Origin of the sequence: Mycobacterium liflandii (genome assembly GCF_022354805.1) — a bacterium.
Lineage (GTDB): Bacteria > Actinomycetota > Actinomycetes > Mycobacteriales > Mycobacteriaceae > Mycobacterium > Mycobacterium marinum.
The window spans coordinates 4,850,571-4,876,487 of record NZ_CP023138.1; the positions used below are offsets into that span (position 1 = coordinate 4,850,571).

The following is a 25,917-nucleotide window of genomic DNA, read 5'->3' on the forward strand; positions in this document are numbered from 1 at the left end:
AGAAGAGAAATATTCGGAGACCCATTCCAAATCGAACGGAAATGAAATCAGCGAGACAAATCTAGAAAAGCAGTCATAACCACCGGTGCACGCAGGCCACCCAGCGACCGATACGGCAAGGGTCAGTGTCCGGGCCGCACCGGTGCGGGCAGGTCCGCGGCAGTGTTGACATTGGCCAACGGCGCAGAGTCCGACATCACGATCCGTTGCGTATCCGAACGGTCGGCCAGAGCGCTCATCTTGCGCTCGCCCGAGGCGACGAGCGCGTCGACCCGCTCGGCGAGATCGGTCCGGTATATCGCCGCCAGATAGTGGCTGCGGCCGTCCCACGGCAGCACCACCTCGGCGTCGGTCTCAATAGCGCTGCGCACCAGATCATCGATCAGATCCACCGTCAGCCCGGGCATGTCGACGGCACACACAAAGGCAAACCGAGCGCCGGCCTCCGCGGCCGCACGCAGGCCACGTCCGGTCGCCGGCAGCGGTCCCAACCCGCGCAATTCGTCGCGCAGCACAGGAACCTGCAGGGGCGGTAGTGGCTGCCCCTGGGCCGCCATCACAAAGACGGGCTCGCAGCGTTGCCCGACAATGCCGAGCACGTGCTCGACCATTGTCGTGCTGCCACCGGGCAGCACCAGTGTGGCTTTGTCACGTCCCATTCGCCGGGATTCTCCCCCGGCTAGGACGACCCCTGCCAACGACACGGCGTCCGACTCGCGTCCGGCCATTTCAGGAAACGGTCCAGGTGTCGCGGCCACGCAGCAGCGACTGCAGCGCCGCCGAATCCGAAGGCGTCGACTCCCGAGCGGCACTGATCTGGGAGCGAGCCGCGTCGTCGTAGGCCGGTCTGCTGATGCTTCGGAAGATACCCAACACCGTGTGTTCGAGGTTTTGATCGGACAGCCGCGACAGTGCGAAGGCGTAGGCCGCGTCATCGGCGTGGGCATCATGCACCACGATCTCGTCGACGGCGACGTCGGCGGTCTTGGCCACGTCGAGGCCGAAGCCGGATCGCACCACGCAGTATTCCCCGTTGGCGCCGAACACGATTGGTTCGCCGTGGTGGACGTTGATGACCCGCTCTTCGGAACCCTCCTTGCGCAGCGCGTCGAAGGAGCCGTCGTTGAAAATCGGGCAATCCTGCAGGATCTCGACCAACGCAGCGCCACGATGCTCGGTGGCGGCGCGCAGCACTTCAGAAAGCCCCGCACGATCGGAGTCCAGCGCGCGGCCGACGAACGTGGCCTCGGCCCCCAACGCCAATGACACCGGGTTGAACGGGGTGTCCAGCGAACCCATCGGCGTCGACTTGGTCACCTTGCCGACCTCCGACGTCGGCGAGTACTGGCCCTTGGTCAGCCCGTAGATCCGATTATTGAACAGCAGGATCGTGATGTTGACATTGCGCCGCAGCGCGTGGATCAGGTGGTTGCCCCCGATCGAAAGGGCATCGCCGTCACCGGTGACCACCCAAACCGAGAGGTCTTCGCGGGCCAGCGCGAGACCGGTCGCAATTGCCGGAGCGCGCCCGTGGATCGAGTGGAAGCCATAGGTCTCGAGGTAGTATGGGAAGCGGCTAGAGCAGCCGATCCCGCTGATGAACACGATGTTCTCGCGACGCAACCCCAGCTCCGGCAGGAAATTGCGGATGGTGTTGAGAATGACGTAGTCGCCACAGCCGGGGCACCAGCGGACCTCCTGGCCGCTGGTGAAATCTTTGCCCTTCTGTGGCTGGTCGGTGGTGGGCACTCCGGTGTTCTTGGACAAAGCAGGCGTTACACCCAGGTTTGTGCCAGCCAGATTGCCGATCACGCTAGTCATGAGCGCCGCTCCTCCTCATCGCCTCGCTCTGCGTCGTCGCGGCACGGGTCATGCGCCTACTCCCGCTTCAACCGTGGCCGCCGACAACTTGGCGACCATCATCTTGTCTTGCTCGAGTTCGCCCAGTCTGCCGGCCAGCGCGGCCCGGATGAAGCGCCCCACCTCGTCGGCCAGGAACGAGACACCCTTGACCTTGGTGACTGACTGCACGTCGACCAAATACTTCCCACGCAGCACCAACGCCAGCTGACCCAGGTTCATTTCCGGAGCCACCACCTGCGGGTAACGTCGCAACACCTCGCCCAGATTCGCCGGGAAGGGGTTGAGGTAGCGCAGATGAGCATGCGCCACTTTGGTCCCACGCCGCCTCGCCCGCCGGCACGCTTCGCCGATGGGCCCGTAGGAACTGCCCCACCCGATGATCAGCAGCTCGGCATCACCGGTCGGATCGTCGACTTCGAGATCGGGAACACTGATCCCCTCGATCTTGGCCTGCCGCAACCGCACCATCAGGTCGTGGTTGGTCGGCTCATACGAGATGGCGCCCGTTCCATTGGCCGCCTCTAGTCCGCCGATACGGTGTTCCAGTCCGGGAGTGCCGGGCACGGCAAACTGGCGCGCCAGGGTTTCCGGGTCGCGGGCGTAGGGCTGGAAGGGCTCGTCGGGCTTGGCGAAGGTGTGCTTGATCGGCGCCAGATCGGCGACGTTCGGGATGCGCCATGGTTCCGATCCGTTGGCGATCGCACCGTCGGACAACAGGATCACCGGCGTGTGATACGACACCGCAATCCGCACCGCCTCGAGAGCGGTCTCAAAGCAGTCGGCAGGCGACCGCGGCGCCAGCACCGCCAATGGCGACTCACCGTTGCGGCCGTATAGGGCCTGCAGCAGGTCAGCCTGCTCGGTCTTGGTGGGCAGACCGGTCGACGGCCCTCCCCGCTGCACATCGATGATGATCAGCGGCAGCTCGGTCATCACGCCGAGCCCGAGCGCCTCCGACTTGAGTGAAATGCCGGGTCCCGATGTGCTGGTGACGCCCAACGCGCCCCCATAAGCGGCGCCAAGTGCGGCACAGATGCCACCGATCTCATCTTCGGCCTGGAAGGTGGTCACGTTGAAGTTCTTGTGCTTGGACAGCTCGTGCAGGATGTCCGACGCCGGCGTGATGGGATAGCTGCCCAGCACCACGGGGAGGTCGGCCAGCTGCCCGGCCGCGACGATGCCGTAAGCCAGCGCGGTGTTCCCGGAGATCTGCCGGTAGTCGCCGGGCGGAAGCTTCGCCGGGGGTACTTCGTAGGTGGTGCCGAAAGCCTCGGTGGTTTCGCCGAAATTCCAGCCCGCCTCCAGGGCCAACACATTGGCTTCAGCGATCTCGGGCTTGCGGGCGAACTTCTCCCTGATGAACGTCTCGCTGGTCTGTATCGGCCGCCCATACATCCAGGACACCAGGCCCAGCGCGAACATGTTCTTGGACCGCTGCCCGTCCTTCTTCGATGCGCCGATCGCTTCGACGGCTCCCAGCGTCAGCGTGGTCATCGGGACGGAGTGGACGACGTATTCCTCGAGCTCGTCAGACTCCAGCGGGTTCGTTACGTACCCCACCTTGGTCAGATTGCGCTTGGTGAACTCGTCCGAGTTGGCGATCACCATCCCGCCCAGCGGCAGGTCGCCGATATTGGCCTTCAGCGCGGCCGGATTCATCGCCACCAGCACGTCGGGCCGGTCACCGGCGGTCAGGATGTCGTAGTCGGCAATCTGAATCTGAAAAGACGAAACCCCGGGAAGCGTGCCTGCGGGGGCCCGGATCTCGGCGGGGTAGTTCGGCTGGGTCGCCAAGTCATTGCCGAAAAGCGCGGCCTCCGACGTGAATTGGTCGCCGGTCAGCTGCATGCCGTCGCCGGAGTCCCCGGCGAAACGGATAACCACATTCTCCAGGCGCTGCCGGTCAGGCCCGCCATGGGTCGCCGCGGTATGAGACTCTGGTCCGGCTTCGCTGCCGTTCGGATCCACGTCTCCGCCCTTCCGTCTAACTGGGGACAGGCACTCCGCGCCAAATCTCTAGATTACGCGTCGTCGGAGTGGCTCCCCGCCCTCACGATTTTGTGTCACTGGCAGTACCGATTATGGCACTTACATAAGGAGTGTATGGCAACCTCATGTCACCTCCCTAAGGGGACAATGACGCCGAAATGTCCCGTGTACAGGGGACATACATCGCAAACCCGACGTCAGAGGGGGCGATAACGGCGGCCGAAGAAAAGTGTGGTATTGGTCACTTCTTCCGCCCCGGCCGCGCCGAGCGTGGCGCACGACGCCAGCCCGCCGCGCACAGCCACCGCAACTCAACGCCCGGCAAGTCTTGCCGATGCCGTTTCCGGCATCGCAAGCAAGTACAAGATGAAGCCCGCGCCAGCGATCGCACCAAGGGACATGAAGGCCACGTTGTAGCCCGCAATGACGACCACCCAGCCGGAAGCAAAGTTGGACAACGCCGCGCCGACCCCCACCGCCGTGGTGATGGCGCCAAGGCTGATGTTGAAGTGACCCGTTCCGTGGGTGAGGTCCTGGACGATAAGCGGAAACAGCGCTCCGAAGATGCCGGCGCCAATGCCGTCGAGCAACTGGACCCCAACCAGCCAGTACGAGTTGTCCGACAGCGTGTAGAGAAAGCCACGAGCGGTCAAGACGGCGAACGCCACCAGAAAGATCGGCTTTCGTCCCCAGGCATCGGCCCTGCTTCCGGTCACGTACGCCACGGGCACCATCACCACCTGGGCCGCCACGATGCACCACGACATCAACGCCGTGCCCTCGTCCCTGTTGTGCAGGGCCAGCACCTGGCCAACCAGCGGCAGCATGGCCGCGTTGGCGAAGTGGAAAGCGACAACGGCCGCCGCGAAGATCATCAATGTGCGGTTGTGCAGCAGCACCCCAAAGCCTGATGGCTGAGCATGCGGTTCCCCGGGCGCGTGATCCATACCGCGGGCGAGGTCATGATCGATCGCATCATGCGGAATACGCAGGGTTGCCACGACGCTCATCGCCGCCATGGTGGCAAGCACCCAGAACACCACCACCGGCCCGAAGAAGAAGGCCAACCCACCGGTGATGGCGGCGGCCGTGGCGTTGCCCGCGTGATTGAAGGATTCATTGCGCCCGATCCGCCTGGCGAACAGCTGCGGGCCGACGATGCCCAGCGTGATTGCAGCCAGCACCGGAGCAAAGACCGAGCTGGCGATCCCGGTGAGCACCTGCAGCAACGAGATGGAGCGGAGTTCGGGAAACAGAGGCATCGCCAGCGCACTCGCGGTGACCGCCAAGGCGCCGGTGATGACCAACGCCCGCTTGGCCTTCGTCCGGTCCACGAACGCGCCCATCGGTGTCTGCGCCACGATGGCCGCGATGCCGCCGACAGCCATCACAAACCCGATCGAGGCTTGGTCCCAGTTGTTGGTCACCAACAGGTACACCGACAGGTACGGACCCAAGCCATCGCGGACGTCAGCCAGCGAGAAGTTCACCAGGTCCAGCGCATGGACCACTCGCCGCGGCAGCGCATCGTAGGCCGCCATCGAATCAGCGAAGCCGGCGTCACTCGACTCGGTCGATGACGCCGGCTTGCGACCGGAAGCGCCCGGCATCAGCGCCGGTTAAGCACTCTTGTCGCGGCGCTCACTACGTGACGGCTTGCGAGGCACGATCGTCGGCAACACGTTGTCTTGCACGGTCTCCTTGGTGACCACCACTTTGGCGACGTCGTCACGGCTCGGGATGTCATACATCACCGGCAGCAAGACTTCTTCCATGATGGCCCGCAGCCCGCGAGCGCCGGTGCCGCGGTGGATCGCCTGGTCGGCGATCGCTTCCAGCGCGTCATCGGTGAACTCCAGCTCCACACCATCCATTTCGAAGAGCCGGGTGTACTGCTTGACCAGTGCGTTCTTCGGTTCGGACAAGATCTTGACCAAGGACTCTTTGTCCAGGTTGGTGACGGAGGCAACGACCGGGAGCCGACCGATGAATTCGGGGATCAACCCGAACTTGATCAAGTCCTCGGGCATCACTTCGGCGAAGTGGTCGGTGGTGTCGATCTCGGCCTTGGAGCGCACTTCGGCGCCGAAGCCCAGACCGCGCTTGCCGACCCGCTCGTAAATGATCTTCTCCAGCCCGGCGAATGCACCCGCGACAATGAACAGCACGTTCGTGGTGTCGATCTGGATGAATTCCTGGTGCGGATGCTTGCGGCCGCCCTGCGGGGGCACCGAAGCCTGGGTGCCCTCCAGAATCTTCAACAGGGCCTGCTGAACACCCTCACCGGAGACATCGCGCGTGATGGAGGGATTCTCGCTCTTGCGAGCGATCTTGTCGACCTCGTCGATGTAGATGATGCCGGTCTCGGCGCGCTTCACGTCATAGTCGGCGGCCTGAATGAGTTTGAGCAAGATGTTCTCGACGTCTTCACCCACATAACCCGCCTCGGTCAGCGCGGTGGCGTCGGCGATCGCGAACGGCACGTTCAGCATTTTGGCCAGGGTCTGGGCCAGGTAGGTCTTACCGCATCCGGTAGGCCCGAGCATCAAGATGTTGGACTTGGTCAGCTCCACGGCCTCGCACCTGGAATCGCGAGACTTCTCGCCGGCCTGGATCCGCTTGTAGTGGTTGTAGACCGCGACGGCGAGCGTGCGCTTCGCGGTGTCTTGGCCGATGACGTAGCCCTCGAGGAATTCCCGGATCTCGACCGGCTTGGGCAGTTCGTCGAGTTTCACATCGTCGGCGTCAGCGAGTTCCTCTTCGATGATCTCGTTGCACAGATCGATGCACTCATCACAGATGTACACACCGGGGCCAGCTATGAGCTTCTTGACCTGTTTCTGACTCTTTCCGCAGAACGAGCACTTCAGCAGGTCGCTGCCGTCTCCTATGCGCGCCATTTTGGTGAGGCCTACTTCCTGTTCGCCGTTCGTCTTGCCGTGCCGCGTGTACCCCCCGACGCTACCCGCTTGCTCCGGCCCACCGCGACCGTTAACACCGAATAGCGTCCTTGGTATTCGCTGGGTTATTCGTGCCTTTCGTCTGAATGCAACATATAGCCCAACGGCTCCCACTACTCGCCGAGACGCGCTGTACGTTTCTCTGGCGTGTCGTGGTCGTTACGCCACCGAGGCCCGTCAGCTGGCGAAACTCATGGCTACCAAGCCCCCAGGCGACAACCCTACAGCGACGTTGCGCGGTTGGCTGATGTTTCTGCACTGATCGAGGTCGGCGGCTCGCGTCGGCGCCCAGTCCCGCCGGCGCCCACGGTTGAGCCCTGGTCCCCCGTCACCGAGCCGGCGTTGGAAACGCTGCGTAAAACGCAGTTGCTACTACGTCAGTTTCCCTAGTGTTGAGCATTGTGAGAGCGATGCTCGGCAACGCATGGTTTGGCAGCGCCGGCCGCCGACCGGCCTCGTGGTCCGCCCTGGGGTCCCGGCCTGCTCCCCGATCCGCGGGCCCGTCAAAGCCGTCAAACCCAGCCGACGAACTTCTAGCCGCATTCCCTGTCCACGCGAAAGGTCAAGGCGGGCTATGAGCAACCCAGGCGAAATCGGCGAACCCCCCAACCACGTCAGGCAGCGCTGAGGTACCCGCCACTGCCCCCGCCACTGACAATGTCGTCATGACCCGACGCCAGCGGCTGACCGTGGCGGCAACGGGGCTGGGCATCTTCATGGTGGTCGTGGACGTCAATATCGTCAACGTCGCATTGCCCAGTATCCAAAGGGTGTTTCACACCGGCGAGCAAGGTCTTCAGTGGGCAGTCGCCGGATACAGCCTGGGGATGGCGGCCATGTTGATGAGCTGCGCCTTGCTGGGCGACCGCTACGGCCGCAGGCGCGGATTCTTTGTCGGACTGGCCCTGTTCGTCGCAAGTTCGGTGGTTTGCGTGCTCCCGATCAATCTCGGCATGTTCACCGCGGCCCGAGTGATCCAGGGCCTGGGCGCATCGTTAATATCGGTGTTGTCACTTGCCCTGCTCAGCCACGCCTTTCCCGATCAGCGCATGAAGGCGCGGGCCATCGCGGACTGGATGGCCATTGGGATGGTCGGCGCCGCGTCGGCACCGGCGCTGGGCGGACTGATGGTGGAGACCCTTGGCTGGCGCAGCGTGTTCGCGGTCAACGTGCCGCTCGGCGCGATCGTGTTGGTGCTGACCCTGATCGGTGTCGACGAGTCCAGGGATCCTGAACCGACCGAGCTGGATTGGGTGGGACAGCTGACCTTCGTGCCCGGGATCGCGGTGCTGGCGTACACGATCATCGAGGCACCTCGGTTTCAGCAGCGGTCGGTCATCGTGCTGACCTCACTGCTGTTGATCATCGTCGCGTTGTTGTGGACTTTCATCCGGCATGAACGGCGCGCCCCGTTTCCGTTGATCGATCTCCAGTTGTTCACCGAGCCGGTGTACCGGTCTGTGCTGATCGTCTATTTCGTGGTGATGTCCTGCTTCTTTGGGACGCTGATGGTGATCACGCAGTTCTTCCAGAATGTGCGCGACCTGTCGCCGCTGCACGCGGGCCTGATGATGTTGCCGGTGCCCGCGGGATTTGGGATGGCGAGCCTGCTGGCGGGCGCGGCGGTCAACAAATGGGGCCCGCGGCTGCCGGTGGTGACGTGTCTGGCTGCCATGGTCACCGGGCTGGTGCTGTTCGTCACCGCGATGGGCCATGTGCCCGCGCTCGCCCTGATGGGACTGACCGTCTTCGGCGCGGGGGCCGGCGGCAGCGTCACACCGCTGCTACACCTTGGTATGACCAAGGTTGATGATCACCGCGCCGGCATGGCCGCCGGCCTGCTCAACCTGCAAAGGTCCATGGGCGGAATTTTTGGTGTCGCCTTCTTGGGCTCGATTCTGGCCGCATGGTTGGGCGCCACACTGCCGGACAGCATGGAAGATGACCTGCCCGATCCCGTCGTGCGCTCGATCGTTGTCGACACCATCGTGGACAGCGCCAATCCGCATGCGCACTCGGCCTTCATCGGGCCGCGACACCGCATCACGTCGGCGCAGGAAACCAATATCGTCAGCGCCGCCGATTCGGACTTCATGCAGGGCATCCGAATCGCGCTGGGATGCGCCTCGGTGTTACTGGCGGCCGCGTTCGTCCTGGGCTTGCGGCGCTTTGCCCGCCCCGACTCTGACGAGAGCCAACTCGCCGGTTCAGACCTCGACTAAGACAGCCGAGCGCGGTCGTACTGACCGTAGCCCGTCAACGAAATTCCGGCCGCGCCTCAGGCGTTCTGGGCCGAGAGCTTGCGGTACTCCAGAACCGTGTCGATGATCCCGTAGTCCTTTGCCTCTTCGGCGGTCAGGATCTTGTCCCGGTCGGTGTCCTTGCGAATCACCGAGGGATCCTTGCCGGTGTGGCGGGCCAGCGTGGACTCCATCAGGGTGCGCATCCGCTCGATCTCGGCGGCCTGGATCTCCAGGTCGGAGAACTGTCCCTGGATGACGCCCGACAACGACGGCTGGTGGATCAGCACTCGCGCATTGGGCAGCGCCATGCGCTTGCCCGGGGTTCCCGCGGCCAGCAACACGGCCGCGGCCGAAGCGGCCTGTCCCAGACATACCGTCTGGATGTCCGCCCGCACGTACTGCATGGTGTCGTAGATCGCCATCAGCGAGGTGAACCCGCCGCCCGGCGAGTTGATGTACATGGTGATGTCACGGTCGGGGTCCAGCGACTCCAGCACCAGCAGCTGCGCCATGATGTCGTTCGCCGACGCGTCGTCGACCTGGACGCCGAGGAAGATGATGCGTTCCTCGAACAGCTTGTTGTACGGGTTGGATTCCTTGACCCCGAAGCTGGAGTGCTCGATGAACGACGGCAGGATGTACCGCGCCTGGGGCTGGACCTGAGGATTCACTGTGCTTCTCCGTTGACGTGGGCGGCGCGGGTGATGATGTGATCGACGAAACCGTATTCCAGAGCTTCGGGGGCGGTGAACCAGCGGTCGCGATCCGAATCCGCCTCGATACGCTCGATCGACTGGCCGGTGAATTCGGCGTTGAGCCGGAACATCTCCTTCTTGATGACGGCGAACTGCTCGGCCTGAATCGCGATGTCGGCCGCACTACCGGTCACCCCACCCAGCGGCTGGTGCATCAGGATGCGGGCGTGTGGCAACGCGTAACGCTTGCCCTTGGTGCCCGCCGCCAACAGGAACTCGCCCATCGAGGCGGCCATGCCCATCGCATACGTGGCGATGTCGCAGGGGGCCAGCACCATGGTGTCGTAGATCGCCATGCCGGCGCTGATCGATCCACCCGGCGAGTTGATGTAGAGGTTGATGTCCTTGCTGGCGTCTTCGGCGGCGAGCAACAGAATCTGCGCGCACAGCCGGTTGGCGACTTCATCGTTCACCTCCGACCCCAGGAAGATGATGCGCTCGGAGAGCAAGCGCTCATAGACCGAGTCCGTGAGATTGAGACCCTGCGAGTTCGAACGCATGTCAGTCACGACTGGGTTACCTGCTTTCTCGAGTTCTTCTGTGTCCGACCCTAACCAACCGCACCCACTGTGTGGCGCCCACGCACCCCCTGAAGTCGGCGCGTTCGCTCACAGCGTCATGCCATGTGGCCTTAGCCGGCCCCCTGGGCCGCGTCGGCGCTGTCCGCGTCGGCGGGCTCTGCTGAGTTTTCTGTATCCCCATCGGCGTCCACGCCGGCGTCTCCGTCGGCGTCGTCGTCCAACAAGTCCGTTACGTCGTTCTCCGGCGGCTTGCCGAAGAACTCACTGGTGTCGATCGTGTTGCCGTCGGTGTCGGTCACCGTCGCGGCCTGGGCCACGGCCTTGACCGCCAACTCGCGCCGAACGTCGGCGAACATCGACGGAAGCTGGTTGTTTTCCTGCAGGTAGGCAAACAGCTGTTGCGGTTCGATGCCGTACTGGCGCGACGTGGGGACCAGGCGTTCGGTCAGGTCTTCCTGACCGACCTGGACCTTGAGGTCATCGGCCAGGGCGTCCAGCAACAATTGCCGCTTGACGTCCTTCTCCGAGGCGGTCCTGGCCTCAGCGTCGAACGCGTCACGCGAAGATCCTTGCTCAACGAGCAGTTCGTTGAACCTGGCCTCGTCGTTGTTGATGCCGCTGAGTGCGCTGTGCAGCACACCCTCGTACTGCGCCTGCACATACGATTCCGGCGTCGGCACGTCGACCCGCTCGAGCAGGGCGTCGATGGTGGCGTTGCGAATCTGCTCCGCCTGGCCGACCCGCTTGGCTTGCAGCACCTGCTCGCGAAGGCTTGCGCGCAGCTCGTCGATGGTGTCGAACTCACTGGCCAACTGCGCAAACTCGTCGTCGGGTTCGGGCAGTTCGCGCTCCTTGACCGACTTGACCGTGACGGTGACCTCGGCATCGCGCCCGGCGTGATCTCCGGCCGCCAGCTTGGCGGTGAATACCCGCGACTCGTCCACCGACAATCCGACCACCGCATCGTCGAGACCCGTGATAAGCCGGCCGGAGCCGACCTCGTGGGACAACCCTTCGGCGGCGGCGTTAGGCACGTCCTCGCCGTCGACAGCCGCCGACAAGTCGATCGAGATGAAGTCCCCCGTGGCCACCGGGCGCTCCACTCCGGTCAGCGTGCCGAACCGGGCACGCAACGACTCCAACTCGGCGTTGACCTCGTCGTCGGTGGCCTCGATCGCATCCACCGAAACCGACAGCCCGGTCAGGTCCGGCAGTGCAATTTCCGGTCGAACGTCCACCTCAGCGGTAAAGGCCAGGTCCTGGCCATACTCCTTTTGAGTCACCTCGATGTCCGGTCGGCCCAGCGGCTGGATCTCGGACTCTGCCAACGCCTGGCCGTACCGGCTGGGCACGGCATCGTTGACGATCTGGTCCAACATCGCTTCCCGGCCAAAGCGAGCCTCGAGAAGCTTGACCGGCGCCCTCCCCGGCCGGAAGCCGGGCAGCCGCACCTGTTTGGCCAGCTCTTTGTAGGCCCGCTGGAAATCAGGCTCGAGTTCGGCGAAGGGCACCTCCACCTTGATGCGAACCCGGGTGGGGCTCAACTGCTCGACACTGCTCTTCACGGATCTGCTCCTTGGTGGTTGTTCGTGGCGGTGAGTTGGTCGGGGTGACAGGATTTGAACCTGCGGCCTTCCGCTCCCAAAGCGGATGCGCTACCAAACTGCGCTACACCCCGGACTGACCTCGCGATCCTACGGCCCGGCGGCGGCGGGCCTGCAAGGACCTCCAGGGTCCGACAGGGTCCTCGAGGAAGTCGCGCCGCGTCCCAAGCGGTCACATGACTGCGTCGATTAGATTTGATCTCAGCCACCACGTAGAGTTTCGCTCGACTTGCTACATGCGGGCGTAGCTCAATGGTAGAGCCCTAGTCTTCCAAACTAGCTACGCGGGTTCGATTCCCGTCGCCCGCTCCAAGCACGGCCTATGCACCACAGAAAGGCGCCATGAGCGACGTCGATATTTACGGCTCATGTGCGCGGAAGTTCCAAAGAGTGCGTGCTGCCTTTGAACGGAACTTCACCCAGGGCATGGAGGTCGGAGCAGCCGTCGCGGTGTGGGTGGACGGTGATCTGGTCGTCAATCTCTGGGGCGGTTCCGCGGACGCCGCCGGTACCCGGCCGTGGCGGCAAGACACCCTGACCACCGTGTTGTCCGGCAGCAAGGCGCTCACGGCCACCTGTGTCCACCAGCTCGCCGACCGCGGTGAACTGGACTTACACGCTCCGGTCGCCCGCTATTGGCCCGAATTCGGGCAGGCGGGCAAGGAAGCCATCACCGTGGCCATGGTGCTCAGCCACCGCTCCGGTGTGATCGGCCCCAACGCGCGAATGAGCTGGCAACAAGTCACCGACTGGGATTTCGTGTGCGAGCAATTGGCCTTGGCCGAGCCGCGGTGGGAGCCGGGTAGCGCCCAGGGCTACCACATGACCACGTTCGGTTTCATCCTCGGCGAGGTATTCCGCCGGATCACCGGGCGCACGGTCGGGCAGTATCTGCGCACCGAGATCGCCGAACCGATCGGCGCCGACGTCCACATCGGCCTGTCCCCCTTCGACCAGAGCCGCTGCGCCGAGCGGGTCAACAAGCCGCACGCCCGAGACCTGCTGGCCGATGTGCAAGCCCCCAGCGACCCCACCAGCCTCGACGACCACCCCAAGGCGGGGCTGTCGATTGCGATGGGGTTTGCCCCCGATGACGAACTTGGCTCCAACGACCTGCACCTGTGGCGCCAGCTGGAGTTCCCCGGCACCAACGCGCAGGTCTCCGCGCTGGGATTGGCAACGTTCTACAACGCACTGGCGCAGGAGAAACTGCTGAGCCGCGAGCACATGGATCTGGTCCGGGTCTCGCAGGGCGGCTTCGACACCGACCTGGTGCTCGGGCCGCGGGTCGCCGATCACGGCTGGGGCTTGGGGTACATGCTCAACCAGCGCGCCGTAAACGGTCCCAACCAGAAAATCTTCGGCCATGGCGGCCTGGGCGGGTCGTTCGGTTTCGTCGACCTCGAACACCGGATCGGCTATGCGTACGTGATGAACCGCTTCGACGCCAGCAAGGCCAACGCCGACCCGCGCAGCGTCGCGTTGAGCAACGAGGTCTACGCGGCACTTGACGTTGCCGCGGACTAGCTCGCCGCGGCCAACCCGAACGAGCGCACCCTGCCGAACCGATGTCGGCAGGGTGCGGCCATCCGGCTAGGCGTCGTCAGGGATCAGTGCGGACCACCCGGCCCGCCCAGCCCCTCTCCCGGCCCCCGGGACCACCCGGCCCGCCCGGTCCCTGCTGCCCAGGTGCGGGCTCTCCCGGCCCTCCCGGACCTGCGTGACCGGGCTGGGGGTTGGGTCCTGGCCCACGCCAGTTGTCGTGACAGTGACCCATGTCCCAGTTTTGCCCCCAGCCGGGATCCCAAAAGTCGCCCGGGCACCACTGCGTGGGGGCGCCGGGCTGCGCCGCAGCCTCGGATGCGACGCCTACTCCGGCCAGTCCCAGACCGAGGACCATTGCCAAGCCTGTTGCAGCTAAACGTGGGTAAGTTTTCATAGGCACCAGACTTACCCGGCCAACCTGTAGCCAATCTGAAGAATCGTGCCCAACCTGGGGCCGACAACCGAAGTGCCAGAACGCAAGTCAGGTGACGTCACGTTGCGCACCTAGATAGTGATCAAGATCACGCCTGACAGGAGGGGCACCAAAAGACGTTGCGGCCCTCGAGTACGGCCGTACCGACCGTGGCCCCACACACCCGGCATGGATCTCCCGCGCGCCGGTACACGTAGGTGCGAGGCCGTCCCGCCGCGTACGACGGTGCCCCGTGGTCATGTTCGGGACGAACCACAACGATCTTGCCGCCGCGCAAACCGACTTTCATCAGTGCCACCAGATCGGTCCAGGCCGCGCTGAACTCCGCTTCGGTGATCCGCTGACCGCTGCGGTACGGGTCGATGCGGTGCCGAAACAACAACTCGCTGCGATAGACGTTGCCGACCCCCGCCATCACCTTCTGGTCCATCAGAAGTGCACCGATCGGCCTGCGCGACTTGGCGATCCGAGCCCACGCCCACGACGGGTCGGCATCCTTACGCAAGGGGTCAGGTCCCAGCCGGGCGAGCACATCGGCAACCTGGGCGTCGTCGATCACCTCACATACGGTGGGCCCGCGCAGGTCGGTGCCGTATTCGGCACCAACCATCCGCATCCGCACCTGCCCGACCGGGTCGGGAAGAAGCTCACCGGCAGAACGTACCCATTCGGTGAAAGCCCCGTAGAGACCGAGGTGCACGTGCACCACCGGACCGCCGGCATAGTGATGGAACAGATGCTTGCCCCATGCGCTGGCGGCGCGCAACACTCGGCCATCTACCGCGCCGGCCGAGTCCGCGAATTTGCCTTGCGGACTCGATACCACCACCGGCGCACCGGCGAACCGGCGCTGATGCAACCGCGCCAACCGGTGCAACGTATGCCCTTCGGGCACAGGTGCTCTCAGTCCTGAGCGCCGGGCACCGGCGGCGCTTGGTGGGTCCGCTCGTACTCGGACAAGATGTCGATTCGACGTTGATGCCGCTCGGCTTTGGACCACGGTGTGGACAGGAAGGCGTCGACGATAGCCAGCGCCTCTGCAACGGTGTGCATCCGACCGCCGATGCCGATGAGCTGCGCGTTGTTGTGCTCGCGCGCCAACGATGCGGTTTGCTCGCTCCAGGCCAGAGCGCAGCGGGCACCGGGGACCTTGTTGGCGGCAATCTGCTCACCATTGCCCGATCCGCCCAGCACGATGCCCAGGCTGCCCGGGTCTGCCACGGTGCGTTGCGCGGCGGCGATGCAAAACGCCGGGTAGTCGTCCTCGGCGTCATAGGTGAATGCACCGCAGTCGATCGGCTCGTGCCCAGTTGCTTTCAGGTGCTCGATGATCTGCTGTTTGAGCTCCAGGCCGGCGTGGTCGGCCCCCAGGTAGACGCGCATGCCCGACATCCTTCCCTGGCGGAAGTCAGCTATGCAAAGCGCGGCGTGTCGCGCCACGTTGGGCGAACCGGCGGGCTCGGCCCGCTCAAGACTCGGCGACGCCCGTCGGCGGCGCGTCGTCCCGATCGATCATGGTCCACTCGTCAAACGGATCGCGACCGTGCAGTACCGCGTCGACCTTTGCCCGGTCAATCGTCTTGGTCCACCAGCCCACCAGGATTGTCGCGACCGCGTTGCCGGAAAAGTTCGTCAGCGAACGGGCCTCCTTCATGAAGGTGTCTGTCCCCGCGACCAGCGCGACACCACCGAGGAGCTCGGGACGATAGGCCTGCAAGCCGCTGGCCAACGCGGCCAGACCCGCACCACTCACGCCGGCGGCGCCCTTGGAGGCAAAGATCATGAACACCAGCAGCGAGATCTGCTCGCCCCACGCCAACGGCCGTCCGAGTGCGTCGGCGATGAACAGCGACGCCATGGTCAGATACAGCGCGGTGCCATCGAGGTTGAACGAATACCCGACGGGCACCACCACCCCGACGGTCGCGGGTTCGACGCCCAGGTGCTTCATCTTGGCGACAAGTCGCGGCAACACCGCCTCTGACGACGACGTGGCAAAGATCAGCAGATACTCCCGGGCCAGGTAGCGAACCAGCCGGAAGATCGACACCCCAGAAACCACGTAGAGCAACACGCCCAGCACACCGAACACGAACACCGCACACGCCAGGCAGAAGCCAACCAACAGGATCAGCAGGTTGGCCACGGCACCCCAACCGGTGGCCCCGATGATGCTGGCGATCCAGCCGAATGCGCCGATGGGCGCCAGCCACAGCAGCATGCCAAGCACCTTGAAAACCAGCTTCTGCAGGTACTCGACGCTACGCAGGATGGGCTCACCCGCAGCGCCCATGCCCTGGACCGCGAAGCCGACCAACAGCGCCACAAACAGTGCCTGCAGCACGTTGCCATTCGTCAGACCCGACAACAACGAGGTGGGGATGACCTGATCGAGCAGGCCGTGCATCCAGCCCGACGGCGGCGCCGCGTCGGCCACCTCGACGCCGCTGCCCATTGACTCGACGGACAGATGCAGACCGCGAACCGTCCCAATCAGGTTGCCGACGAAAAGGCCGATCCCCAGCGCCGCCGTTGACATCACCAAGAAGTAGAGGAACGCCAGTCCCCCGACCTTGCCGAGCAGCGCGGCCCGGTTCAGCGAACCGATGCCCAACACGATGGTGCAGAAGATCACCGGCGCAACCATCATGGTGATCAGGTTGACGAATGTCGTCCCGAGGACCGCGACGTGTGGGCCGATCGACGGCACAGCCAGCCCGGCGATCACCCCGAGGATCACCGCGCCGATGACCGCGAAATACAGCCAGCGGGTGCGGTCGGGACGCTTCTTGCTCGCCCGTGGATCGGTAGCTGGGGGCTGATCCAGCGGGGTAGTCATCGACGACTACCTAGCAGGCCGCACAGTCATAATTCCGCACATCCGATCGGCCGGGAATCGACACTGGCCGGATTATAGATGCGCCTGACCGGCGATGTTCAGCACTTGGCCAAGCGGTTACGCACCCGCGTTCAGTCGAATTCGGGCGGCTCGGTGCGGGTCCGCTTGAGCTCGAAGAAGTGCGGGTAGGCGGCGAAAGTCACCGAGGCGTCCCATAGCTTGCCGGCTTGTTCGCCCCGCGGAATCCTGGACAGCACCGGCCCAAAAAAGGCGACACCGTTTACGTGGATGGTCGGGGTGCCGACGTCATCGCCCACCGCGTCCATCCCGGCATGGTGGCTCTTGCGCAGCGCATCGTCATAGGCGTCGCTGGTGGCGGCCGCAGCCAGATCGGCGGGCAGACCAGCGTCGGCCAGCGACAGCTTGATCACCTCATCGAGGTCTTTGTTGTCCTCGTTGTGAATCCGGGTGCCCATCGCGGTGTAGAGCGAGGCCAGCGCACCGGCACCGTGCGCCTGCTCCGCCGCAATCGCTACCCGCACCGGTCCCCACGCCTTGGCCATGGCTTCGCGATATTGCTCGGGCAGACCTTCGCGATTCTCGTTCAGGATGGCAAGGCTCATCACCCGGAAGTTCACTTCGATGTCGCGGACCTTCTCCACCTCGAGGATCCAGCGCGAGGTGATCCAACACCACGGGCACAGCGGGTCGAACCAGAAGTCGGCAATAGATTTTTCGGCGGCCTGATCGGGCATGGCGTGCGGTCCTCTCGTCGGTGGTCAATTCAGCGCAACCGGGGCCACCCGCTGATTGTTCCCGGATCGCCCCACCGAGGGAGATGCATTTTCTCCCCGGTCAGCCGGCCTGGCCGGAGTGGCCCGAGTTGCCGGTCGCACCGGTCGCACCGTTGGCACCGGCCGCAGCACCCCCACCCTCACCGAACCCACCGGCGCCGCCCAAACCACCGGCCCCGCCGCTTCCGCCACCGCCGGCGGCACCGCCGAGCCCCGAACCACCGGAGTGACCGATCAGCCCGCCCGCGCCACCGGCGCCGCCATTTCCGCCGTTGCCGCCATCACCGCCGGCACCGCCATCACCGCCATCACCGCCATCACCGCCGACACCACCCTGCCCGGTGTGGAACGGGCCACCGCCGAACGCGCCGTCGCCAGCGGCTCCGCCGGCACCACCCCCGCCACCGACAGCGCCGGTTCCGCCGATACCGCCGCCACCACCGGCACCACCGATGCCGCCATCTCCGAACAGCAGTCCACCCTGACCGCCGACACCACCATTGCCGCCGTCGCCGGCAAGGCCGGCAGCAACGCCATCACCGCCGCGTCCGCCCATACCGCCGTTGCCGCCGGTCGCGGATTGCCCGGGAAAGACATTCGCGTTCACATCCGCGCTGCCCCCCGCGCCACCGATGCCACCCGCCGCGCCCGCCCCGCCGGCCCCGCCGTGGGCACTGCCGGTGCCGAGCACGGTACCGGCGGAACCACCCGCTCCGCCGGCTCCGCCGATGGCTCCGGCGCCGCCGGCGCCACCAGCACCACCAGTGGCAACCGCCCCGGTCCCTGCGGTGGCGTCGCCGCCGGCACCGCCGCCGCCGCCCATCGCGCCGGAACCCCCGTCACCGCCGCCGCCACCAGCACCACCGGTGACATTGGGGGTACCCGTTGGTGATTGGGCCCAGGCGGCGCCGCCACGGCCACCCACGCCGCCGATCTCCCCGGCGGTAGTTCCGTCGGCGCCGGCGTGGCCGCCAGCAGCGGTGCCATCGATGACATCATGACCCTGCTGGCCACTATCGGCGTAGCTGAATGGGGCGTCAGCCGGGACAGGATTGACGCCATCGGCCCCGGCCCCGCCTGCCCCGCCGATTCCGCCGTTGCCGCCGTGACCCCACAGCCCCGCACTGCCGCCGGCACCGCCGTTGCCACCTAGGCCCGCGGTGACACCAACGCCCCCCCGCCGTTGCCGCCATTGCCGAACAGCATCCCGCCCGCGCCACCGGTACCCCCTGCCGCACCGAACCCACCCGTGCCGCCGTTACCGCCATCACCGATGAGCCCGGCGCTACCGCCATTGCCGCCGGCCTGGCCGGCCACGCCGCCGGCCGCCCCGTCACCACCGCTACCGATGAGCCACCCACCATTTCCGCCGTTGGCGCCCGGGGTCGTCGCATCGGCGCCATTGCCGAACAATGGCCGCCCGGTAAGTGTCTGAACTGGAGAGGTCACCAGATTCGCGGCCTGCTGCAGCGAAGTGTTGGCCGCCTCAACTGCGGAATAGCCGCCCGCACCCGCAGTCAACGCCCGCACAATCTGGTCGTGAAGTGCCGCCGTGTGGGCACCGAAGGTCTGATAGGCCTCAGCCTGCGCCTCGAAGCACGCGGCTACGGCCGCCGAGATCTCATCGCCCCCCGCGGCAAGCACCGCCCTCGTCGTAGCCGCCGCGGCACCATTGGCCGCGCCGATCGTCGAACCGATATTCGCCAAATCCGCTGCCGTCGCCGCCACCATCTCCGGGTCCACCACCACAAAGGACATCGCTCAGTCTCCTATCAGCCACGGCACCGCTAGCACTTACCGACCATCAAAATTCGAGAGCATTGGCACCACACCCTAGCCGAGTCGGCACTACAATTTCTCGCAAATGCGTTGTGGGGGAACGTAATTCACCGGTGGATGATTATCGCGGGCAGGCGAATCGGGTTGGCCCCGCTTGCCCAGGGCACCACTGACCACAGCACCGGCCAGCCTTACCACGATCTTGCAGCGGGGCTGTCGTGTGCAGTGCCAGCGCAGCCGATATCTTGGACGCCGTGGCTCTTCCAAACCTCACCCGGGATCAAGCTGTCGAACGCGCCGCCCTGATCACGGTCGACAGTTACCAGGTCAACCTCGATGTGACCGGCGAGCGCACGTTCCGCTCGACCACCACCGTGATGTTCGACGCGCTGCCCGGCGCCGATACGGTGATCGACATCGCCGCCGAGGGCGTCCGCAGCGCCAACCTCAACGGCCAAGAGCTGGATGTCTCTGGTTACGACGAATCCACCGGAATCCCCCTGCGCGGGCTGTCGCATCGCAATGTCGTCATCGTCGATGCCGACTGCAGGTACTCCAACACCGGCGAAGGCCTGCATCGTTTCGTCGACCCGGTTGACGGCGAGGCCTACCTGTACTCGCAGTTCGAGACCGCCGATGCCAAGCGCATGTTCGCCTGCTTCGATCAGCCCGATCTGAAGGCCACTTTCGAGATCCGGGTGACCGCGCCTCAACACTGGAAGGTGATATCCAACGCCGCCGCGGTCGAGGTCTCACAGAGCCAGTCGGCCGCCGTGCACAGCTTCGGGGTCACCCCCCGGATGAGCACCTATCTGGTGGCACTGATCGCTGGACCGTACGCAGTCTGGAACGACACCTACAGCGACGAACACGGCGACATTCCCCTGGGCATCTACTGCCGCGCGTCGCTGGCGCAGTACATGGACGCCGAGCGGTTGTTCACCCAAACCAAGCAGGGATTTGGCTTCTACCACAAGTACTTTGGCATTCCCTACGCGTTCGGCAAGTACGACCAGTTGTTCGTCCCGGAGTTCAATGCCGGTGCCATGGAGAACGCCGGCGCGGTGACTTTCCTCGAGGACTACGTGTTCCGCAGCAAGGTCACCCGGGCCTCCTACGAGCGGCGCGCCGAGACGGTGCTGCATGAGATGGCGCACATGTGGTTCGGCGACCTGGTCACCATGACCTGGTGGGACGACTTGTGGCTCAACGAATCCTTCGCGACTTTCGCTTCGGTGCTGTGCCAAAGCGAGGCCACGGAATTCACCGAGGCCTGGACAACCTTCGCCACGGTCGAGAAATCCTGGGCTTACCGGCAAGACCAGCTGCCCTCGACCCATCCGATCGCCGCGGACATTCCCGACCTGGCGGCGGTGGAGGTGAACTTCGATGGGATCACCTACGCCAAAGGCGCTTCGGTGCTCAAGCAGCTCGTCGCCTATGTCGGACTCAAGCACTTCCTGGCCGGGCTGCGGGACTACTTCCGTGCCCACGCATTCGGCAATGCGACATTCAGCGATCTGATCACCGCACTGGAAAAGGCATCCGGGCGCGACTTGTCCAATTGGGGTCAGCAGTGGCTCAAGACCACCGGTCTCAACACGCTGCGCCCGGACTTCGACGTCGATGCCGACGGCCGGTTTACCCGGTTTGTGGTGCAGCAAAGTGGCGCGGCGCCCGGTGCGGGCGAGACCCGGGTGCATCGGCTGGCGGTGGGCGTCTACGACGACGATGTCGCCGGCGGGTCGGGAAAGTTGGTGCGAGTCCATCGAGAAGAACTCGACGTCGTCGGGACGGAGTCGGAAGTCCCTGCCCTGGTTGGTGTGCCTCGCGGGAAACTCATCCTGGTCAACGATGACGACCTGACCTATTGCTCGCTGCGGCTCGACGGTGACTCGCTGCAAACGGCGTTGGGGCGCATCGCCGACATCGCCGAACCGTTGCCGCGCAGCCTGGTTTGGTCCGCGGCCTGGGAGATGACACGCGAGGCCGAGCTGCGTGCGCGTGACTTCGTGTCGCTGGTGTCAGGCGGCATTCACGCCGAGACGGAAGTCGGCGTGGCACAGCGACTGCTGCTGCAAGCCCAGACGGCGCTGGGTTCCTACGCCGAACCGGGTTGGGCCAGCGAAACGGGTTGGCCGCAGTTCGCCGATCGGCTGGTGGAATTGGCCCGCGCGGCCGATGCCGGGTCCGATCATCAGCTGGCCTTCATCAACGCGCTGTGCACGTCGGTGCTCTCGCCCCGCCATGTGGAGACGCTGGCGGCGCTGCTGGACAATGACCCGGCCGAGTTGGGATTGGCCGGCCTGGAAGTCGATACGGACCTGCGCTGGCGCATCGTCACCGCGCTGGCGACCGCCGGCGTCATCGACAGCGATGGACCGGAGTCACCCCGCATCGACGCCGAGGAAAAGCGCGACCCGACCGCCACCGGCAAGCGCAGCAGTGCGCACGCCCGTGCGGCGCGGCCGCAGTTCCCGGTCAAAGACCGCGCGTTCACCACGGTGGTCGAGGATGACACGCTGGCCAACGCCACCGGCCGAGCCATCATCTCGGGAATCGGCGCCCCCGGACAAGGTGAGCTGCTCAAGCCCTTCACCGCCCGCTATTTCGAGGTGATTCTCGGGGTATGGGAGCGCCGATCGAGCGAGGTCGCCCAATCGGTGGTAATCGGCTTGTACCCCTACTGGGACATCACCGAGGAAGGCGTTGCCGCCGCCGACCGTTTCCTGGCCGACCCCGAGCTAGCACCCGCGCTGCGGCGGCTGGTGTCCGAGGGCCAGGCCGCGGTCAAGCGGTCGTTGCGAGCCCGACGGTTCGACGCCGCGCTCTAGCGCGGCCGTGTGCCCTCGCGAGGGTGCGCAACCATACGCCGACACGCCCTGTTGGGCGTACAGCTGCGCACCCTCGCGGGCAGACGCGCGGCGACTAGGCCGGGGTGATTCCCGAGCTGAGCACGCGGATGGCGCTGACCAGCCCATCGATCAGGTTGCCCTGCTCGAACGCCGACGTGGCGGCGGCAACTCCCAACGGAGCCGCCGACTCGGCGCCGCGCCCCCGCAGGTTCGCGCCATAGACAACCTCGACGGCGCATTGGTCGGGTGAGACCGCAACCAGCACCGCGCCGTTGGGTGTCGGCACCTTGGCCAAGATCGCGCGCGCACGAGCGGCGGTGTCACTACCCAAATCGCCGAGGTACACCGCGAAACGCGCGTTGGACGCACGCGAGGCGTACTTCAGGGCGTCATCGACGGCCACGAGGTCGTCGATCGGGAACGGGTAGTGCACGGACAATTCCCCGGGTTCGGTCACCCTGGATATCCGTCCGCTGCTGGTGAATACCGAACCCCGCGGCAGGTCAGTGGGCTCGATCGTCGCTACGTCACCATGTGCCACTGGCGCCACCTCCAACTGAGAATTCCGAGGAACCATGCCCGCCGTGTCCGTGGGCGTCTCCGACAGCCTCATCGGTGGCGGCCCACAGGATCGGGGGATGCGTCCATTTCTCCGACAGTTCGTAGGTGGCCGGGTGCGGTCCCTTGCGGGTCAAGAAGATCGCTCCCAGGACAACCACCAAGAACAACGGTATTCCGACGAAAAAGAGATGAATCTCCATAACGCTCACGCCCCAAACCGTATCCCACCGAGGGTTCACCCGGCGCAGTTAGGACACGAATTTGATCACCGCGACAGTGTCGGCCAGTCGCGATGACAACGCTAGGCAGCGCCCTCGCCGAGGTATCGGGCCCAGGATGGGTCCAATTCCTTGATCGTCGAGAGCAGTCGCCAGTGCTGACCGGTCGGCGGCAGCGGCGTTCGGCGCAGTGACCAGCCAAGTTCGGTGAGCAGCTTGTCACCCTTGCGGTGATTGCACGCTGAGCAGCACGCGACGCAGTTCTCCCACGAATGCTCACCCCCGCGACTGCGCGGCACGACGTGGTCGACGGTGTCGGCTTTCGCCCCGCAGTAGGCACAGCAGAAACGGTCACGGTGCATCAGCGCGGCACGGGTCATCGGAACCCGGGCACGGTAGGGCACCCGGACGTAGGTCCGCAGTTGGATTACCGAAGGAACCACGATGGTTTGGGTCGCCGAGTGGATGACCGGCCCTGCCGGGTCGTCGTGCACCACGTCAGCCTTGCCACAGATCACCATGACGATCGCGCGGCGCATCGGCAAGGCGGTGAGCGGTTCGTAGGTGGAGTTCAGCAGCAGCACCCGCCGGCGGCTCCAGATCGACGCGGTCTCGTGGCGGTTGGGCGGATGGGTATCGACACTGTGCAGACATGACGCGGTCCCAGTCATGCTGGCCGCGGCGCCGTGGTTGCGGTGGCCGCGGCGCTTCTTGCCCTGCGCCATAGATCCTCCGGGCAACAGTCCACCACGATTTGCCGCCGATCGCACGCCTTTTGCCACGTCGACGCCGTGTCACTTGGGTGAACAACAGGGTCTAACGGGTCGCCCGCAACAGCCAGCCAAGACAAATGGCCCACAATGGAAGGGATGGATCAGATGACCGAGCCCTTCTACGACGCTGTCGGGGGGGCCAAGACCTTCGAAACAATCGTGTCCCGCTTCTACGAGTTGGTCGCCGAGGACGAGATATTGCGCCCGCTGTATCCCGAAGAGGACCTATCGGGCGCGGAAGAACGCCTGCGGATGTTCCTCGAGCAGTATTGGGGCGGCCCGCGCACCTATTCTGAGCAGCGCGGACACCCCAGGCTGAGGATGCGGCACATGCCTTTCCGAATCACGCCGATCGAGCGCGACGCCTGGCTGCGGTGCATGCACACGGCCGTCGCTGCCGTCGATTCGCAGACCCTGGACGACGATCATCGTCGCGAGTTGCTCGACTACCTGGAAATGGCCGCCCACTCACTGGTCAACTCACCATTTTGATGGCGGCCGACGGCGACGAAGCGAAGCCGTGGTGGTCCACCGCGGTTTTCTACCAGGTCTATCCCCGATCGTTCGCGGACAGCAGCGGCGACGGTGTTGGTGACTTGGACGGGGTCGCGGCCCGGCTCGATCACCTGGCCCACCTCGGTGTCGACGGGATCTGGCTGAACCCCGTCACGGTGTCGCCGATGGCAGACCATGGCTATGACGTCTCCGATCCCCGCGACGTCGACCCACTGTTCGGCGGCATGGCCGCACTCGAGCGGCTCATCGCGGCGGCGCACCGGCGCGGCATCAAGATCATCATGGACGTGGTGCCCAACCACACCAGTTCGGCGCATCCCTGGTTTCAGGCCGCGCTTGCCGCAGGACCAGGCAGCATCGACCGAGATCGGTACTTCTTCCGCGACGGGCGCGGACCCGGCGGCGTGCGGCCGCCCAACAACTGGGAGTCAGTCTTCGGCGGACCGGCGTGGACCCGGGTGACCGATCCGAACGGCACGCCCGGCCAGTGGTATCTGCATCTGTTTGATACCGAACAACCAGATCTGAACTGGGACAACCCCGACGTCTTCGACGGCTTCGAGAAAACGCTGCGCTTCTGGCTGGAACGCGGGGTGGACGGCTTCCGTATCGACGTTGCGCACGGCATGGCCAAACCACCCGGGCTTCCGGACACATCGGACGTCGCAGAGGTATTGCGCCACACCGACGACGATCCGCGCTTCAACCACCCGAATGTGCACGCGATTCACCGCGACATCCGGACGGTCATCGATGAGTACCCGGCCGCGGTGACCGTCGGCGAGGTGTGGGTACACGACAACGCTCGCTGGGCGCAGTATCTGCGACCCGATGAGCTGCATTTGGGTTTCAATTTCCGGCTGGCGCGAACCGACTTCGATGCGGCCGAGATTCACGCCGCGGTGCAGAACTCGCTGCAGGCCGCCGCGATGGCGAACGCCGCTCCCACCTGGACACTGGCCAATCACGATGTGGGCCGGGAGGTCACCCGCTACGGCGGCGGGCCCACGGGGCTGCACCGGGCCCGGGCCATGGCGATGCTCATGCTCGCCCTGCCGGGCGCCGTGTTCCTCTACAACGGGGAGGAACTCGGGCTGCCGGATGTGGACCTGCCCGACGAGGTGTTGCAGGACCCGACCTGGGAACGTTCCGGACGTACCGAACGCGGCCGTGACCGGTGCCGGGTTCCGATGCCGTGGTCGGGTACGACTCCCCCGTTCGGGTTCTCCAGCTGCGCTGACACCTGGTTGCCGATGCCGCCCGAATGGGCGGCGCTGACCGTCGAAAAGCAGCTTGAGGATGCCGGTTCGACGTTGGCGTTTTTCCGGCGTGCGCTCGAATTACGCAGGAAGCGTAGGGAATTCGACGGAAACGAAATCCGGTGGCTGAGCGCCCCACGCGGCGCGCTGATATTTCGCCGCCCGGCTGGGTTGGTGTGCGCGCTCAACGCCGGCGACCGCCCGCTGACGCTCCCGGACGGCGAGCTGCTGCTGGCCAGCGCGCCACTAGTCGACGGCGCGTTGGCGCCCGATGCGGCGGCCTGGCTGGTGTAACGACGCGGCGGCCAAGCCCCGTTGGCTCCGAACAGCCAGGCGCCGTTGCCGCCGCTACGCCAGCATCATGGAACGCTCCCGGTCCCGCCGGTGCCGAACCGGATCGGCCGACAGCG

The 25,917-nt window shown here is 65.3% G+C and carries 21 protein-coding genes, 2 tRNA genes and 1 pseudogene; 6 read left to right on the forward strand and 18 right to left on the reverse strand.

Annotated elements, in window-relative coordinates; all coding sequences use genetic code 11:
* Positions 1-122: 122 nt before the first annotated feature.
* The 5 genes from mobA to clpX all read right to left on the reverse strand — a co-directional run bounded on the left by mobA (position 123) and on the right by clpX (position 6,752).
* The gene (mobA, locus tag CKW46_RS21530; RefSeq protein WP_015356549.1) at positions 123-728 is read right to left on the reverse strand and encodes a molybdenum cofactor guanylyltransferase; all 606 of its coding nucleotides are present in this window, start codon (positions 726-728) and stop codon (positions 123-125) included.
* Between the two features lies 1 nt (position 729).
* The gene (locus tag CKW46_RS21535) at positions 730-1,821 is read right to left on the reverse strand and encodes a 2-oxoacid:ferredoxin oxidoreductase subunit beta (RefSeq protein ID WP_482052374.1); all 1,092 of its coding nucleotides are present in this window, start codon (positions 1,819-1,821) and stop codon (positions 730-732) included.
* A 48-nt stretch (positions 1,822-1,869) separates the two neighbouring features.
* On the reverse strand, positions 1,870-3,831 hold the full coding sequence (locus CKW46_RS21540; protein WP_482052375.1) for a 2-oxoacid:acceptor oxidoreductase subunit alpha: 1,962 nt from the start codon (positions 3,829-3,831) through the stop codon (positions 1,870-1,872).
* A 332-nt stretch (positions 3,832-4,163) separates the two neighbouring features.
* Positions 4,164-5,393: an MFS transporter gene (locus CKW46_RS21545; protein ID WP_482052376.1), complete on the reverse strand. Its 1,230-nt coding sequence runs from the start codon at positions 5,391-5,393 to the stop codon at positions 4,164-4,166.
* A 78-nt stretch (positions 5,394-5,471) separates the two neighbouring features.
* The gene (gene clpX / locus CKW46_RS21550) at positions 5,472-6,752 is read right to left on the reverse strand and encodes an ATP-dependent Clp protease ATP-binding subunit ClpX (protein WP_117437541.1); all 1,281 of its coding nucleotides are present in this window, start codon (positions 6,750-6,752) and stop codon (positions 5,472-5,474) included.
* Between the two features lie 725 nt (positions 6,753-7,477).
* On the opposite strand from clpX, the gene CKW46_RS21555 reads away from it, so the two are divergent.
* Positions 7,478-9,034 carry an MFS transporter gene (locus CKW46_RS21555; RefSeq protein WP_482052377.1) on the forward strand — a complete coding sequence of 519 codons (1,557 nt, stop codon included), beginning with the start codon at positions 7,478-7,480 and terminating at the stop codon, positions 9,032-9,034.
* Positions 9,035-9,090: 56 nt separating this feature from the next.
* Here the strand turns inward: CKW46_RS21555 and clpP2 are convergent, their stop codons facing one another.
* From clpP2 to CKW46_RS21575, 4 genes are all read right to left on the reverse strand, one after another.
* The gene (clpP2, locus tag CKW46_RS21560; protein ID WP_011741457.1) at positions 9,091-9,726 is read right to left on the reverse strand and encodes an ATP-dependent CLP protease proteolytic subunit ClpP2; all 636 of its coding nucleotides are present in this window, start codon (positions 9,724-9,726) and stop codon (positions 9,091-9,093) included.
* Complete coding sequence (gene clpP1, locus CKW46_RS21565) at positions 9,723-10,310, reverse strand: ATP-dependent CLP protease proteolytic subunit ClpP1 (RefSeq protein ID WP_036426435.1); 588 nt, start codon at positions 10,308-10,310, stop codon at positions 9,723-9,725. Before clpP1 ends, clpP2 begins: the two co-directional genes overlap by 4 nt.
* A 131-nt stretch (positions 10,311-10,441) precedes the next feature.
* A complete protein-coding gene (tig, locus tag CKW46_RS21570; RefSeq protein WP_482052378.1) occupies positions 10,442-11,896 on the reverse strand; it encodes a trigger factor in 1,455 nt (484 codons plus the stop codon).
* 36 nt (positions 11,897-11,932) lie between these two features.
* Positions 11,933-12,009: transfer RNA gene (locus CKW46_RS21575), tRNA-Pro, on the reverse strand.
* 164 nt (positions 12,010-12,173) lie between these two features.
* Here CKW46_RS21575 and CKW46_RS21580 point away from each other — a divergent pair.
* Positions 12,174-12,247: transfer RNA gene (locus tag CKW46_RS21580), tRNA-Gly, on the forward strand.
* A 30-nt stretch (positions 12,248-12,277) separates the two neighbouring features.
* Entirely contained in the window at positions 12,278-13,462 is a 1,185-nt protein-coding gene (locus CKW46_RS21585) for a serine hydrolase domain-containing protein (RefSeq protein WP_134429427.1), read from the forward strand.
* Between the two features lie 76 nt (positions 13,463-13,538).
* Here CKW46_RS21585 and CKW46_RS21590 read toward each other — a convergent pair whose 3' ends face one another.
* The 6 genes and pseudogenes from CKW46_RS21590 to CKW46_RS21615 form a co-directional block, all read right to left on the reverse strand.
* Positions 13,539-13,874: an Mtp family mycobacterial-type pilin gene (locus CKW46_RS21590; RefSeq protein WP_499018222.1), complete on the reverse strand. Its 336-nt coding sequence runs from the start codon at positions 13,872-13,874 to the stop codon at positions 13,539-13,541.
* 127 nt (positions 13,875-14,001) lie between these two features.
* Positions 14,002-14,808 (reverse strand): Fpg/Nei family DNA glycosylase, encoded by an 807-nt coding sequence (locus tag CKW46_RS21595; RefSeq protein ID WP_015356556.1) that lies wholly within the window; start codon positions 14,806-14,808, stop codon positions 14,002-14,004.
* Between the two features lie 8 nt (positions 14,809-14,816).
* Positions 14,817-15,296, reverse strand: a complete 480-nt coding sequence (locus CKW46_RS21600) for a ribose-5-phosphate isomerase (RefSeq protein WP_012395413.1) — start codon at positions 15,294-15,296, stop codon at positions 14,817-14,819.
* An 85-nt stretch (positions 15,297-15,381) separates the two neighbouring features.
* Positions 15,382-16,752 (reverse strand): cation:dicarboxylate symporter family transporter, encoded by a 1,371-nt coding sequence (locus tag CKW46_RS21605; RefSeq protein WP_482052379.1) that lies wholly within the window; start codon positions 16,750-16,752, stop codon positions 15,382-15,384.
* Between the two features lie 131 nt (positions 16,753-16,883).
* Positions 16,884-17,507: an Rv2466c family mycothiol-dependent reductase gene (locus CKW46_RS21610; protein WP_117437535.1), complete on the reverse strand. Its 624-nt coding sequence runs from the start codon at positions 17,505-17,507 to the stop codon at positions 16,884-16,886.
* A 100-nt stretch (positions 17,508-17,607) separates the two neighbouring features.
* Positions 17,608-19,304, reverse strand: a pseudogene (locus CKW46_RS21615) (PE family protein).
* Positions 19,305-19,579: 275 nt separating this feature from the next.
* Here CKW46_RS21615 and pepN point away from each other — a divergent pair.
* Complete coding sequence (gene pepN, locus CKW46_RS21620) at positions 19,580-22,159, forward strand: aminopeptidase N (protein WP_482052380.1); 2,580 nt, start codon at positions 19,580-19,582, stop codon at positions 22,157-22,159.
* 94 nt (positions 22,160-22,253) lie between these two features.
* Here pepN and CKW46_RS21625 read toward each other — a convergent pair whose 3' ends face one another.
* The 3 genes from CKW46_RS21625 to CKW46_RS21635 all read right to left on the reverse strand — a co-directional run bounded on the left by CKW46_RS21625 (position 22,254) and on the right by CKW46_RS21635 (position 23,684).
* Complete coding sequence (locus CKW46_RS21625) at positions 22,254-22,721, reverse strand: DUF5130 domain-containing protein (protein ID WP_252872648.1); 468 nt, start codon at positions 22,719-22,721, stop codon at positions 22,254-22,256.
* Positions 22,708-22,941, reverse strand: a complete 234-nt coding sequence (gene ctaJ / locus CKW46_RS21630) for an aa3-type cytochrome oxidase subunit CtaJ (protein ID WP_011741467.1) — start codon at positions 22,939-22,941, stop codon at positions 22,708-22,710. The genes CKW46_RS21625 and ctaJ overlap by 14 nt, the downstream gene beginning before the upstream one ends.
* A gap of 101 nt (positions 22,942-23,042) precedes the next feature.
* Positions 23,043-23,684 (reverse strand): HNH endonuclease, encoded by a 642-nt coding sequence (locus CKW46_RS21635; RefSeq protein ID WP_015356563.1) that lies wholly within the window; start codon positions 23,682-23,684, stop codon positions 23,043-23,045.
* Between the two features lie 153 nt (positions 23,685-23,837).
* Here CKW46_RS21635 and CKW46_RS21640 point away from each other — a divergent pair, with 153 nt between their 5' ends.
* A complete protein-coding gene (locus tag CKW46_RS21640; protein WP_012395421.1) occupies positions 23,838-24,224 on the forward strand; it encodes a globin in 387 nt (128 codons plus the stop codon).
* A complete protein-coding gene (locus CKW46_RS21645) occupies positions 24,224-25,801 on the forward strand; it encodes a glycoside hydrolase family 13 protein (protein ID WP_041299454.1) in 1,578 nt (525 codons plus the stop codon). Before CKW46_RS21640 ends, CKW46_RS21645 begins: the two co-directional genes overlap by 1 nt.
* Positions 25,802-25,917: the final 116 nt, after the last annotated feature.

What these genes read in the sequence shown, in the direction of transcription:
- mobA (WP_015356549.1), bottom strand. Translation starts at nt 728, where the DNA reads ATGGCCGGACGCGAGTCGGACGCCGTGTCGTTGGCAGGGGTCGTCCTA.
- CKW46_RS21535 (WP_482052374.1), bottom strand. Translation starts at nt 1,821, where the DNA reads ATGACTAGCGTGATCGGCAATCTGGCTGGCACAAACCTGGGTGTAACG.
- CKW46_RS21545 (WP_482052376.1), bottom strand. Translation starts at nt 5,393, where the DNA reads ATGGCGGCCTACGATGCGCTGCCGCGGCGAGTGGTCCATGCGCTGGAC.
- clpX (WP_117437541.1), bottom strand. Translation starts at nt 6,752, where the DNA reads ATGGCGCGCATAGGAGACGGCAGCGACCTGCTGAAGTGCTCGTTCTGC.
- CKW46_RS21555 (WP_482052377.1), top strand. Translation starts at nt 7,478, where the DNA reads ATGACCCGACGCCAGCGGCTGACCGTGGCGGCAACGGGGCTGGGCATC.
- clpP1 (WP_036426435.1), bottom strand. Translation starts at nt 10,310, where the DNA reads ATGCGTTCGAACTCGCAGGGTCTCAATCTCACGGACTCGGTCTATGAG.
- CKW46_RS21585 (WP_134429427.1), top strand. Translation starts at nt 12,278, where the DNA reads ATGAGCGACGTCGATATTTACGGCTCATGTGCGCGGAAGTTCCAAAGA.
- CKW46_RS21590 (WP_499018222.1), bottom strand. Translation starts at nt 13,874, where the DNA reads ATGAAAACTTACCCACGTTTAGCTGCAACAGGCTTGGCAATGGTCCTC.
- CKW46_RS21600 (WP_012395413.1), bottom strand. Translation starts at nt 15,296, where the DNA reads ATGCGCGTCTACCTGGGGGCCGACCACGCCGGCCTGGAGCTCAAACAG.
- CKW46_RS21605 (WP_482052379.1), bottom strand. Translation starts at nt 16,752, where the DNA reads ATGACTACCCCGCTGGATCAGCCCCCAGCTACCGATCCACGGGCGAGC.
- CKW46_RS21610 (WP_117437535.1), bottom strand. Translation starts at nt 17,507, where the DNA reads ATGCCCGATCAGGCCGCCGAAAAATCTATTGCCGACTTCTGGTTCGAC.
- ctaJ (WP_011741467.1), bottom strand. Translation starts at nt 22,941, where the DNA reads ATGGAGATTCATCTCTTTTTCGTCGGAATACCGTTGTTCTTGGTGGTT.
- CKW46_RS21635 (WP_015356563.1), bottom strand. Translation starts at nt 23,684, where the DNA reads ATGGCGCAGGGCAAGAAGCGCCGCGGCCACCGCAACCACGGCGCCGCG.
- CKW46_RS21640 (WP_012395421.1), top strand. Translation starts at nt 23,838, where the DNA reads ATGACCGAGCCCTTCTACGACGCTGTCGGGGGGGCCAAGACCTTCGAA.
- CKW46_RS21645 (WP_041299454.1), top strand. Translation starts at nt 24,224, where the DNA reads ATGGCGGCCGACGGCGACGAAGCGAAGCCGTGGTGGTCCACCGCGGTT.